Annotated in this window: 9 protein-coding genes; 6 read left to right on the top strand and 3 right to left on the bottom strand. The window is 56.6% G+C overall.

From position 1 onward, the window contains the following. The first annotated feature begins 95 nt into the window (after positions 1 to 95). Positions 96 to 1,187 (top strand): GDP-mannose 4,6-dehydratase, encoded by a 1,092-nt coding sequence (gene gmd, locus ABIB80_RS30710; protein ID WP_007595490.1) that lies wholly within the window; start codon positions 96 to 98, stop codon positions 1,185 to 1,187. A 123-nt stretch (positions 1,188 to 1,310) separates the two neighbouring features. Here the strand turns inward: gmd and ABIB80_RS30705 are convergent, their stop codons facing one another. The 3 genes from ABIB80_RS30705 to ABIB80_RS30695 form a co-directional block, all read right to left on the bottom strand. Then, the gene (locus ABIB80_RS30705) at positions 1,311 to 2,618 is read right to left on the bottom strand and encodes a WcaI family glycosyltransferase (protein ID WP_354128934.1); all 1,308 of its coding nucleotides are present in this window, start codon (positions 2,616 to 2,618) and stop codon (positions 1,311 to 1,313) included. Positions 2,619 to 2,676: 58 nt separating this feature from the next. Beyond that, positions 2,677 to 3,651, bottom strand: coding sequence for a GDP-L-fucose synthase family protein (locus ABIB80_RS30700; RefSeq protein WP_007595492.1), 975 nt, complete (start codon positions 3,649 to 3,651; stop codon positions 2,677 to 2,679). A 753-nt stretch (positions 3,652 to 4,404) separates the two neighbouring features. Further along, positions 4,405 to 5,433 carry an ABC transporter substrate-binding protein gene (locus ABIB80_RS30695; protein WP_354128933.1) on the bottom strand — a complete coding sequence of 343 codons (1,029 nt, stop codon included), beginning with the start codon at positions 5,431 to 5,433 and terminating at the stop codon, positions 4,405 to 4,407. Between the two features lie 359 nt (positions 5,434 to 5,792). Here ABIB80_RS30695 and ABIB80_RS30690 point away from each other — a divergent pair, with 359 nt between their 5' ends. Genes ABIB80_RS30690 through ABIB80_RS30670 form a run of 5 tightly spaced genes read left to right on the top strand, consistent with a single transcriptional unit; the run spans position 5,793 to position 12,385 of the window. Next, on the top strand, positions 5,793 to 7,157 hold the full coding sequence (locus ABIB80_RS30690; protein ID WP_354128932.1) for an undecaprenyl-phosphate glucose phosphotransferase: 1,365 nt from the start codon (positions 5,793 to 5,795) through the stop codon (positions 7,155 to 7,157). Positions 7,158 to 7,204: 47 nt separating this feature from the next. Beyond that, positions 7,205 to 8,698 (top strand): lipopolysaccharide biosynthesis protein, encoded by a 1,494-nt coding sequence (locus ABIB80_RS30685; protein ID WP_354128931.1) that lies wholly within the window; start codon positions 7,205 to 7,207, stop codon positions 8,696 to 8,698. Continuing rightward, positions 8,695 to 10,224 carry an O-antigen polysaccharide polymerase Wzy gene (gene wzy, locus ABIB80_RS30680; protein WP_354128930.1) on the top strand — a complete coding sequence of 510 codons (1,530 nt, stop codon included), beginning with the start codon at positions 8,695 to 8,697 and terminating at the stop codon, positions 10,222 to 10,224. Before ABIB80_RS30685 ends, wzy begins: the two co-directional genes overlap by 4 nt. 8 nt (positions 10,225 to 10,232) lie before the next feature. Next, positions 10,233 to 11,294, top strand: a complete 1,062-nt coding sequence (locus ABIB80_RS30675) for a glycosyltransferase (RefSeq protein WP_354128929.1) — start codon at positions 10,233 to 10,235, stop codon at positions 11,292 to 11,294. Further along, positions 11,294 to 12,385: an acyltransferase family protein gene (locus ABIB80_RS30670; protein WP_354128928.1), complete on the top strand. Its 1,092-nt coding sequence runs from the start codon at positions 11,294 to 11,296 to the stop codon at positions 12,383 to 12,385. Before ABIB80_RS30675 ends, ABIB80_RS30670 begins: the two co-directional genes overlap by 1 nt. Positions 12,386 to 12,393 lie beyond the last annotated feature (8 nt).

Raw genomic sequence — 12,393 nt, 5'->3', positions numbered from 1 at the left:
ATAATAGCGCCCAATCAGCTCAAAAATACTCTGCCGCGGGTAGCAACGGGACAGGCTATTGGGTAAGAACACGCATCCAGTCTGTGAGAATTTGCATGACCAAAAAGCGCGCATTAATTACCGGTGTTACGGGCCAGGACGGGGCCTACCTGGCCGAGCTGCTTCTAGGGAAGGGCTATGAAGTCCATGGCATCAAGCGCCGGACCTCCCTCTTCAATACCGATCGCATCGATCATCTTTATCTCGATCCACACGAGCCCGATCCGCCGTTCCGGCTGCACTACGGCGATCTGACGGACTCCTCCAGCCTCATCCGGATAGTTGCCCAGGTACAGCCTGACGAAATTTACAATCTGGCTGCGCAGAGCCATGTGGCCGTGTCGTTCGAGGAACCCGAATACACTGCGAATTCCGATGGGCTGGGGACGCTGCGGATTCTCGAAGCCATGCGCATCGTGGGGCTCGAGAAGACGGCCCGCTTTTACCAGGCATCGACTTCCGAACTATACGGACTGGTTCAGGAAATTCCGCAGAAGGAGACCACTCCTTTTTATCCGCGCTCTCCTTACGCAGTCGCCAAGCTCTACGCCTATTGGATCACGGTGAACTATCGCGAAGCGTACGGCATGTATGCTTGCAACGGCATCCTGTTCAATCACGAGTCTCCTGTTCGCGGTGAGACCTTCGTTACCCGAAAGATCACGCGAGCACTCGCGCGAATCCATTTAGGTCTTCAGGAGCGCCTGTATTTGGGCAATCTCGACGCGCTGCGCGACTGGGGCCACGCCCGCGACTACGTCGAGATGCAGTGGTTGATGCTGCAGCAGGAGAAGCCGGAGGATTTCGTCATCGCCACTGGTGTGCAGCATTCCGTGAGAGACTTCGTTAATATTGCGGCCAGCGAAGTCGGAATAAGGATTCGCTGGGAAGGCAGCGACGTCGATGAGAAGGGCTATGACGTCTCTACCGGCAAATGTATCGTCTCGGTCGACCCTCGCTATTTCCGGCCCACAGAGGTCGCAACTCTCTTGGGAGATCCCGCGAAAGCGAAGCAGAAACTCGGATGGGAGCCAACGACCTCCTTCGAGTCTCTGGTTCAGGAAATGATGAAGGAAGACCTCGAATCGGCAAAGCGCGACGAACTGATCAAGCAGCACGGATTCAGATACTTTCCGCGTCACGAGTGATCCTGAGGCAGATCAGCGCCGTCACCGCGAGCGGGCCGGAGGTAAGCGCTCATCGCGACGCTCACCTTTGGCTGCTCTTGTTCGTCAGCAGACGTCATTTCTCCGCAGTCGAGGCCAGACGCCTCAGGGCAACCGAACCGCATCCTCCACTGGAAGTCCAATGTTGTCGTTAGCGCTTGTCGGTCCGATTCCCATCGCCCCTGTCGACTTGCGCTCGTCCGCCATGACTTCCGACCACCGACGAACAATTGTTTGTCGGTCCCACCGATCAAGGGCTCGCTTTCTTCCTTCCTCCCCGTAATGTTCGCGGAGGGCGGATGCCTCACTAAGCTCGCAAATTGCGGCTTGAAGAGCGGACGAATCTCCAGGTGGAGTCACAAGGCCCGCGCCGATGACTTCCGCCGCAAGCCCCGTACCCTCTTCGGCCATGGCGATGACTGGCCGAGCGGACGCAAAGATCGCGCCAAGCTTGGAAGGCAACACCAGATCGGCCGCCTCCGCCTTCTGCGGAATCAGGTGGAAATCGGCAGTTGCCAACAACTCGTTGAAGCTTTCCTTGGGCTGAAGCCCGAAAAAGTGGATGTTGGAATGCCCGGCGGCCAATTGCTCGAGCCTCGTCTTATCTGGTCCGTCGCCGGCAAGAATAAACCGAATATGTGGATGGCTTTGCTCCAACCCGATCGCGGCCTCGATCACGAATTCAAGCCCTTGCTTTCTCGACATCGTTCCGGAGTAGAGCGCAACAATGTCGGTCTCGCCAAGCTTGAGCTGCTCGCGATATTTCGTCATCCGCGAGGCGGGGCAGATCGCCCGGGTATCAATCCAATTTCTGACCTCAACTGCTTTATCGAAGTCCACGCCTTTGAGGATCAGGCGATCCATCATCGGCTGAGAGATAGTCGAAACATGATCGAAGGATTTGAGGATCGCTGCTTCAGTTCTAAGCATCCATTTGCGCAAGGAACCATTGCGCAGCAGACCAAGATCGAACGCTGCATCGACCTCGAAATCCTGAATGTGGAGCCACGATTTCGCGCCGACGCGACGAGCAACGAACGAGACGAAGGCAGCGGACATCAGAGACGGGGCTACCGCGATCATGACGTCTGGTCGCCAGGAGAGCGCATTCGCGAGGGCCGGCACTGCGCTCGAGAGTGCGAAGGAGGCATGATGGATAAGTCGCTTCGCCCCTGACGGATGTTCGGGCACATAGATCGGCGTACGCGTGACCCGAACGCCATCGATATGCCTCGTTCTGAAGTAAGAACTACTGAAGCGGTGCGGAATCTTCCAGGCGGGATAATACGGCGGAGCCGTGATCACCCTGACCTCGTGACCTTCGGTGACGAGGCTTTCGCAGAGCTCGCTATTGTATTTTGCCACTCCGATCAGATCGGGGGCATAATTGATGCCGACCAAAAGAACCCGCATAAAGGCGCAATCCAAGTAAGTTTTTCAGAGATTAAACTATTGCAGCAGAATAGCTGGCTCAGCTGGTGGCGCTAACCTCCAAATGACGACCGTAGCCTTTTAGAAAATCCGCATACGCAGCAGCGAGACCGGCGCGCAAAGAAGTATTTGGCTGCCAACCAAGCGCCCGCACCCGCGAGCTATCGAGCAGCTTACGCGGCGTACCGTCCGGCTTGGACGTATCGAAGACCAGCTTGCCCCGATAGCCCACCACGTCTGCAACCGTTGCCGCAAAATCTCCGATCGACAATTCATCGCCGCTACCGACATTGATCGGCTGGTCGCTTGAATAGTTCTTCAGAAGGAAGATACACGCGTCGGCGAAGTCTTCGACGTTGAGAAACTCGCGAAGCGGCGTGCCCGTGCCCCAGACACTCACGCTCGGTGCTTGCGCGAGCTTTGCTTCATGGAAGCGGCGGATCAGCGCGGCCGGTACGTGACTGTGATCGGGGTGGTAGTTATCGCCACGGCCGTACAAGTTGGTGGGCATCACCGAAATGTAATCGTCCCCATATTGGCGACGATAGGCCTGGCACATCTTGAGACCCGCGATCTTCGCGATGGCGTACCATTCGTTTGTCGGCTCAAGCGGCCCAGTCAATAATTCACGCTCCGCAATCGGCTGCTTGGCATGCTTGGGATAGATGCAAGACGAGCCCAGAAACAACAGGCGCTGAACGCCGATGGCGTGACTTGCGCGGATCACATTGAGTTCGATCGCTAGATTTTCGCAGAGAAAGTCGACAGGAAAGCTGCTGTTCGCAGCAATGCCTCCGACTTTTGCAGCAGCGTGCACCACCGCGTCCGGACGGTTGGATTCCAGCCATCGCAGCGTCGGCTCTTCCTTCGTCAGATCCAGCTCGCGACGATCGGCAACAAGCACCGTGCAATTTTCGGAAGCAAGACGCCGCACAATGGCTGAACCGACCATGCCGCGATGACCCGCGACGAAGACCCGCTTGCCCGAAAGATCGTAGGTAGAAGCCCCTGTCATACATCCCCTCTTCGGTCACACCTATGCGGAAAAACCGACAGTACAGCCCATTCACGCGGCGCGCTGATGCGTCAAGCAAGACTCGTGCGCGTTCTCACTCGCTAACACAATCTTCACCATCGAGCAGCCCGCCTAACACGGCGAGGATATTAATGGTGAACTGCAGCAGGGTGCACAAACTCAAAGCAGGCCATTGGCGACAAAATAGACAAGCAGCCGCGCGAGCCGCACGGCTGCTTGTTCGATAAAACATTATTTAGTCCAGCGGATCAGTACGCACGTCGGAGGATGGGACCCTCGGGGGCGCAGACGCGATCCAAATACCAGCCGTACGGAGTCTCTACCCGAACGAGCGGACAGTGACGCGACGGCACATAACGGTATGGATAGGGTTGTGCCCAAAAGGTGATCGGCGTTACCTGGGCGGCGCCCGTGAGCAAAGCCGCGCTTGCAGGCATCTGCATGCCGGCACTTGCGCCGCTCGCTGCACACAGGGAAGTGGCCAACGCCAAAAGCCCGACCCGCGCAAACGTCTTGAACATTTGTAAAGCTCCTTTGCCCCAACGAACTCATCAGCGAAGCCACTCAGCCCTGCGAGAACTGCTTCGGCGGCACTGTGCTTCGTCAATCACCCCAGAAATCGCCGTGAAATAGCCGAAACAGATTACCAAGGCCCAGGGGAGGAACGCAACCGATCCGACGCACCGAATTTATGCTCGAAGCGATATGGCGCAGAACTGTGGCTTCTTGGCCCTAGTTGTCTCCGCTCCAGGCGCCGGGCGCGCCAAGATCGGGCGAGCGACGATAAACGTCCCGAAGAAACTGATAGTTGACTACCTGGGCGAGCGGCACCTCCTCCTCACCCAGCTTCGCGAACATCAGAATGTCCCGAAGCGTCCTCCAGCGGCTTTCGTCGTAGTCGGCGATGCGGCCACCGGTTGGCAAGATGAGGCTCCGCTGCTGCTGCAACTCGGCTTTCAGGCGGTCCGGTCCGAGCCTTTCGGGAGCAAAACTGGCGAGAACAGGCACGCTTCGTGCATAATCGCCATAGGCGAACTGCCAGCCGCGGATAAGACCTTGGAGCACGTCGGTGATCACGGATGGACGGTCATGAACAAGATCGTTGCTGGCGAAATAGACCAGCCCCGGGACATGAATACCGTAGTCCTGCGGCTTGATCACATTCAGCCGGATGGAGCCCACACCGGACGGACTTGGCTGGTCATCGAGGGCGGCAATGATGGCATCGACCTCGCCGGCGCGGAGCGCATCGAAGCTGTCGCGATCGATCACCTTTGTCACTTGACTGCGTGGCAGGCCGAGCTGCGCCATCATCGCATCGAAGATTACGTCTCCTTCACTCGCCCTGCGATAACCGACGCGTTTGCCGACCAGGTCGGGCGGACGGCGCAACCCAGAGCTTTCCAGGGTGAAAATCGCAATCGATGTGTCGAGGAAGCTTGCGGCGAACGCCGTCACGGGCACGCCGCGCCAAGCGGCCAGCAGAAACTTTTGGCCGCTTGTCACGCCAATGGCATGCTCGCGTGCGATCGTCTCGACGAAGTTCGGGTCATCAGGGTGCGGGCGCAACGCGATCTGGGAAGTGAAAAAGCCCTGCTTGAGCGCGATCAATTCGCCGGCAAAGCGCGCCGCGTAGGGTCCGTCGAGGAGCAGACTTGCCGCGGCCGCGGGGTTCGATGCCTGCCGCGGCGGCACCGAATCCGGGCGCAGCGTGATAAAGGCCAAGCCCAGCAGGGCAACGGTCGCAAGGCCGATCGCCACATAACGGCTGAACCTTCGCCTGGATCGCCGCCGGGACCGGGTCTGAGGCACTGAGAGCTTCCTAACGAACTGTGACATTTAACATATTGGGCAGGGGCAAAGATGCGCTACTATCAAGCCATTGGGGTAAGGTTACTTTTTCCTTCGCCTTGTTTTAATTGCGATTCTGCCCGATAGCACGGTGTATTCGGATAGTGAATTGATCGTAAGTGAGCATTAGCGCGATGACACTTTTATCGGCTCGACCGGCTTCCGCTCCTGATTCGGCTGCGGAAATTCGCGTGGTGGAGCCAATTTCGCCGGCACCCCAAGGTTTTGCATGGAATTTTCTTCGCCCACTGGTTGTGGAACGGCTGGTAATGGTCGTCGATGGCTTGCTGGTGGTGCTAAGCGGGCTCGGCTGCGCGGTCGCCTATCACCTCTACACGCAATCGGCGCTCGGCAAGGCGAACGTCTACGCCGCGGCCAGCGTCGTGGTTGCAATCAACTTCATCCTGCTGACCACGGTCCAGCACGGCTATCGCCTCAAGACCCTCACCAACCTGCCGCGCGCGTTTCGCATCACGGTGACGACCTGGACCGGGCTGTTCGGCGCGCTGCTGGCGATCGCCTTCACCATGAAGGTCAGCGAAGACTTTTCCCGCGGCACCACGATCTCGTTCTACCTGGTCGGCCTCACGGTGCTGCTGGCCTGGAAGCTAGCTGCCGGGCGCTGGACCGCCAGGGCGCTTGCCACCGGCGCGTTCGCCAACAGCCGCGCGGTGATGATCGCCGAATTCGGGCTGCCGGCGGCCTCCAACACCATGATGGACCTTGCCCAGCACGGCTATCGCCTGATGCGGATCATGGAGATCCGCTCCACCGACCTCGCCTCGCCGCTGTTGCTGTCGGCGATCGCGCCGCGCTTTGACGAGCTGATCGCCTATGCGCGCGAGAACCGGGTCGAGCACATCTTCCTGCTGATGAACTGGAGCCGGCAGCACGCGATCGACAGCATCCTGGACGCGCTGAAGGTGCTGCCCGTTCCCGTGCATCTGGTGCCCGATGCCCACGCCGCGCGCTTCCTGCGCTATCCGCTGCAATCGACCGGCCACACCTTTACCGCGGAGCTGCGCCGCGCGCCGCTGTCCTGGAACGAACGCGCGCTCAAGCGCACGCTCGACCTCGCCGGCACGGCCCTGGCGCTGATCGTGTTCGCCCCCGTGATGCTGGTGACCGCCGTGCTGATCAAGGCGACCTCGAAGGGCCCGGTGTTCTTCCGCCAGACCCGCCACGGCTTTGGCGGCCGCGCCTTCAAGATCTTCAAATTCCGCACCATGCGCGTGCTCGAGGACGGCCCGAAAATCGTGCAGGCGCAAAAGAACGACCCGCGCGTGACTGCAATCGGCAAATGGCTGCGCAAGACCTCGATCGACGAGCTGCCGCAGCTCTTCAACGTGCTCAAGGGCGACATGTCGCTGGTCGGCCCGCGCCCGCACGCGGCCGCCCACAACACCGAATATGAGCAGATCATCGGCAACTACGCCTACCGCCACCACGTCAAGCCCGGCATCACCGGCTGGGCCCAGGTTAATGGTTACCGCGGAGAAACCCGCACGCTCGACATGATGCAGAAGCGCGTGGAGTATGATCTGTGGTACATCAATAATTGGAGCGTGGGACTCGATCTCAGGATCATTGTTGGAACGGCCTTCACTGCTTTTCGTCAGCACAAGGCATACTGATAACTCTCCCTGCGCGTGATCTGATTCGGGCGGACAACCACCTTCCTATGAGCGGAACCAAATTAAATGCCATCGCGCTATACGCAAATTTTGTTGTGATGGCGCTGCTGGGACTTGCGATCAATCCGCTCCTCGTCCAGAGCCTAGGGGCAACCGATTTCGGAATCTGGAAATCTCTTCTGCGCTTGCTCGACCTTTCGGGGGTGGCCGACGGCAGAGCTACCCAGGCGCTGAAATGGATCATTGCCCATGGATCCAAAAGGGATGACGAGCTAAACCTACGACGAGCAATCGCCGCGGCCATCCTGATGTGGCTCTTTTGGCTTCCGGTTCTCCTGTTCGCAGTTTCAGCAGTGGTCTACTTCCTGCCCTCGCTTATCACCGGCATCACCGCTGATCATCTTACAATTGCGAGAGGGGCTGCACTGGTGCTCGGAATCAATGTCATTTTGAGCGCAGTTGTTGGCATTCCTGACGCAGTCTTGTTTGGCACAAACCAGGGCTATCGTTCGATCATTCTGACCACCGCATTTCTGATTCTAAGCAATGGACTGATGCTCGTTGTCGCGCGAGCAGGCTACGGGCTAACCGCTCTTGGTCTGGTTACCTTGGGCAGCACGGTTCTAAACGGCACGTTTACCTGGTGGGTGGCCCGAAGGCGGGTCAAGTGGTGGGGAATTGCCAAGCCAAAGCGCAGCGACGTTACACGCTTCGCCGGTTTCAGCAATTGGACGCTGGTTTGGGCACTTGTTCAACTGCTTCTGCTTTCAAGTGAACTTCTCCTCATCAGTGCCCTGTCGGGACCCGTCGCGGTCACAAAATACACGTTCACCTCCTATTCCATTCAATTCGCGCTCTCGATTTGCCTGATGACTGGCAGCGCGGTTACACCGAGACTGGGCGCGCTGATTGGAAGTGGTGATCTCAACGCGGCGGGAAGGCTTGTCGGTCAAACGCGCGAAATTTTGCTAACCGTGATGACTGTGAGTGGCGCGTGCATCCTGCTACTGAACAAGACATTTGTCTCGACGTGGATCGGACCTCAGTACTACATGGGTGACACACTCAACGCTCTGATGGTGATCGCTTTCCTGCAACTCGCACACATAAGATTGGAGGCACAGGTCCAGGACGTGGGACTGAACATTTCGAAGAAGGTTCTCGTTGCATTGGCAGCCACGCTCGCCAGCTTGCTACTGGCAGGTCTGCTTTACATTGCATTTGGCTCGCTTGAGAGCATCTACCTCGGCTTAATCATTGGCCGCTTCCTCGCTTCTATCCTGCTGCCTCGGCTTGTCTCCGGTCTTGTTCCGATATCTCCCTACTATTGGCGCGGGATTGCAGTCTTGAGCACTGCTGTCGGGGGAGCGATACTCGCTGCGCCCTTTATCAACCCGCACGGCTGGCTTGCCCTGTTGTTGACGGCCGCAGCGGCATTCATCGTGCTAGCTGGCATCGCTCTGGTACTCGTCGTCTCTCCGGAGACGCGATCTCTTGTCTATGGACGAACCTTCGCAGTTCGCGAAAGAATGATGCAATGAACCGTACTCGTCCAATCCCGCATAAGATGTCTCTCCTCGGTCAAGCCCTGCTACTCGGCTGCTTGACCTTCGCGTTATACGCGATCCCATCCGGAATTGACGCTTACGTCGCTTGGCCGGTCATTGCACTGTTCTACATCTACTTTATCCGTTCATTCTTCGCGACCGTACGGATAAGACCAGACATTCCTGTGTACACGACAATCGAAACTCTCTTTCTGATGTTCTATTTCTTGCTATTCATAAATCCATACCAGATGCATCTTCTGGGATGGTCGGACCTTCGAAATAACTCTTTTCTTCCTTTTGTATATGAGGACGGATCGAACCAAGCACTTGTGGCTTCAGGAATCGGGTTCGTCGCATTTCACCTAGGGATGAGCATCGCCACTGGTTCCAGGCCTAGACCTCCTACCGAGGCTAATGACGCGAAGGAAGGACAATACTACGTCGGTTTTGGATACATAGTTCTGATACTCCTCGCCGGATTCATTCTCATTTACGAAGGAGCGGGCTTTCAGAGCGCGGACGAAGGTCGGTACACCAAGGTAACGAACGGCGGCGCCATAGCCGATGGCATTTACTTGATCATCACAATGCTCTGCATTGTCGGTGGATCGCGAGCTATCGCATTACTCGCCCAGAGAAAATCGCTGGAATTTCCAATTCTACTCATCCTTCCAATCATTGCTTTTTGGTCGGCGCGAATTCTGATTCATGGAGATCGCAACTCATTCTTTCTGATTGCAATTGCAGCGGGGGGCGGCTTCTTCACGTTTATACGCCGCACATCCTGGATTGCCTTGATGGCATGCATCCTTGCGTCACTCGTGGTCTATGGCGCGGTTGAGACCGTTAGGCTGTCGCAGGATCGATCTTTTTCGAGTCTGCTGGAGAAGGTGTTCGAAGATCGCTCCAATGAGGAGGCAAACCGCAGCAGCAGCTTCAGTATCACCACAGCTACGCTGCGAGCTACTTTCGACATAGTCCCCGAGCGCCTTGACTATGGATATGGGAAGTACAAGTTGATCGGATTCGCTGGGATCGTCCCGTTAGTTCGCGGCCTCTTACTCGGCAGCGAAACTCGCCTGACCAACACAGCGGAGGTTCTTTCCAACTATATGCTGGGCCCCAATGCCGGCTGGAGTGTTGGATCGAATCTACTCACTGACGTGTATATGGATTTTGGCGTAATTGGCATTCCAACCTTACTTCTGCTGGCCGGACTGTTTGCCGGGGCAATCCAGAAGAATGCAATGCTCACGCCCTGTTCCACGCGCACTATCGCCTTCTATCTTCTTGTACTTGGAAATTTCGCAGAGCTATCGCGCTATACTCTCGACTTTCCGGTTCGGATGCTTACGTGGACCTTTCTGCTTTTTAAGGTATATGACCTCCTGATGTGGATGCAGGGCCGGGCCCGGCCCGACCGATCCCAAAGAGCGAAAACTCAGGGAACGCCCGCCAACAGAGCGCCACGTAGCACCGTCACACATCTGAGTCTGCATGCCGACCGCCAGAGATAATTGCCTCAATGAAACCAATTCGCGTCTGCTTTCTAATACAAGCCATGTCAGACGGTGGCGCCCAAAAGCAGTGCATCTATCTTCTCAACGAATTGGCTCGGAGAGACGATGTCGAATTGCATTTGCTCTATTTCTTTCCAGGCGTACACGATGCTCTCCTGAACCGAGAGAAAATCATAATCAAACAGATCCCGGTTAGATCGAACTATGATCCATTGAACATCCTTCGCTTGCGACGGGAACTTGAGCAAGTACGACCGCAGGTTCTTCTCTCCTGGCTACACGCTTGCGACACCTACAGCTTCTTCTTGCGATGGTCCATGCCTTCGCTTCGCTGGATCATGACCGAACGGAATTCATTTTATGTCCGAGATGTCAGATTTTGGCTCCGGCGTCATCTTGGAAGGTATGCAGACGCTGTCATCGCCAACTCACCCCAAGGAGACGCATACTGGCAGGCCGCCAACGCCCGCGGTCGCCGTTTTGTTATTCCAAATATCGTACAAACACCTCAGGTCGGCGCGATCGATCGCAGCAACACCATTCTTCACGTTGGACGATTAGAGCCCCAAAAAAACGTTGAGGTGCTCATACGAGCCTTTTGCACGCTTGCAAAACGTCGAGACGACCTATCCTTTCTGCTAGTAGGAGACGGGAGTCTTCGGCCAACTCTGGAAGCCGTCGTTCGCAAAGAGGGAGTGAGCTCTCGGGTCGCATTCGCGGGATTTAGAACAGACGTAGCCCGGTACATTGCGGCTGCCCGCGCGTTAGTAAGCATCAGCCACTACGAGGGCCTCCCTAACGTACTCCTCGAAGGAGTGTCAGCAGGTGCACCTATAATTGCTTCCGCTATTCCGGAACACGTTGAGCTACTCGGCTCGAAATACGCCTATTACGTTCACGATCGCAGTTCGCCGGAGGAATGCGCCGACACCATCGAACTCGCCCTCCGGGCTGCCGATCCAACCGTTGATCTTGAATTCGCCCTGTCGAAGCTTTCCTCGATGACGCCGGATAAGGTGGCAGAGAGGTACGTCGATGTTTTTCGATCAATCGCGGGTGGCCCCTGATGACTACGAGGCAGAACGAAATATTTGGGATACAGTATTTACGCGGTATAGCGGCCGGCGCGGTAGTTGCCGACCACGCAACGGGGATGGCCGCATTTCCAAAATACTTTGGTTCAGAAGCATTCTCTGGGGTACTCTTGACCGGAGCTCGAGGCGTAGACCTATTTTTCCTGATCAGCGGCTTCATCATTGCGGTAGTATCGCTCACACCTCGGTCGCTGGAAGCCCGTGTTTCACCTTACGAGTTCGCGCGGCGCCGCCTGATCCGCATAGTTCCTCTCATGTGGCTGGCAATTGGGAGCTACATGGCTCTTCGCCTTCTAGGAAGGGGCAGCTTCGACCTTTGGCCATATCTTCGGGCATTAACGCTCTGGCCCGCTGGCGACGTGAACCCATCTCACCTTTGGACCCTACGCAATGAGGCGTTCTTCTACTTTCTGTTTGCGTCAACATTCCTCGGAGTTCGAGGAATAAGATGGGCAGCAGCGCTCTGGGTAGTGGCTGCTGTGCTATATCCAACTTCAGGTATATCGGATGGTCCCACTCTGACTTATCAACAGTGGATGTACGCGTTTGCTCACCCGGCCAATGTCGAATTTGCCGCCGGACTGGGGTTAGCCCTAATTTGGCTTAGGTCGAACCGTGGCCAACCGTTCTCTCTGCGCCTTCTATGGCCAGTATGCGTCGTCTGGTTTGCCGTTACGATTCATTTTGTATCTAGCCTCTTAGGTGATTGGCCTCGCGTATACATTGACCTGATCTGGGCAGCAGCATTCTTGCCGCTACTAACTCTTGCCGTCCTTGCCAAGACGATTCCGTCGCGGCTCGGACTGCTTTTGGGCGACGCTTCATTTTCGATCTATCTCTTTCATCCACACTTCATTTCGGCCGTTCTGGGCGTCTGGTCCGCGGTTGCTCCATCTACACCAGTTTGGATCGTGGTAATAGCGACGAGTCTGATAGCGATTGGATGCGGAGTCATTATACATTTGACGGTCGAGCGCTGGATTCTGGGCCGACTGAAGGGAGTGGGAATGCGTGTCGAAAACTCTACGGGGCTTGCTCGCACCATCCAGACGGAATCTTCGTAATTTTGATA

Source organism: Bradyrhizobium sp. i1.15.2, from assembly GCF_040548425.1.
Lineage (GTDB): Bacteria > Pseudomonadota > Alphaproteobacteria > Rhizobiales > Xanthobacteraceae > Bradyrhizobium > Bradyrhizobium canariense.
This window is presented reverse-complemented; position numbering and strand designations above follow the sequence as displayed.

Coding starts and splice junctions, on each gene's coding strand:
- ABIB80_RS30675 (WP_354128929.1), top strand. CDS start 10,233: ATGAAACCAATTCGCGTCTGCTTTCTAATACAAGCCATGTCAGACGGT.
- gmd (WP_007595490.1), top strand. CDS start 96: ATGACCAAAAAGCGCGCATTAATTACCGGTGTTACGGGCCAGGACGGG.
- ABIB80_RS30705 (WP_354128934.1), bottom strand. CDS start 2,618: ATGCGGGTTCTTTTGGTCGGCATCAATTATGCCCCCGATCTGATCGGA.
- ABIB80_RS30670 (WP_354128928.1), top strand. CDS start 11,294: ATGACTACGAGGCAGAACGAAATATTTGGGATACAGTATTTACGCGGT.
- ABIB80_RS30685 (WP_354128931.1), top strand. CDS start 7,205: ATGAGCGGAACCAAATTAAATGCCATCGCGCTATACGCAAATTTTGTT.
- ABIB80_RS30690 (WP_354128932.1), top strand. CDS start 5,793: ATGGTCGTCGATGGCTTGCTGGTGGTGCTAAGCGGGCTCGGCTGCGCG.
- ABIB80_RS30700 (WP_007595492.1), bottom strand. CDS start 3,651: ATGACAGGGGCTTCTACCTACGATCTTTCGGGCAAGCGGGTCTTCGTC.
- wzy (WP_354128930.1), top strand. CDS start 8,695: ATGAACCGTACTCGTCCAATCCCGCATAAGATGTCTCTCCTCGGTCAA.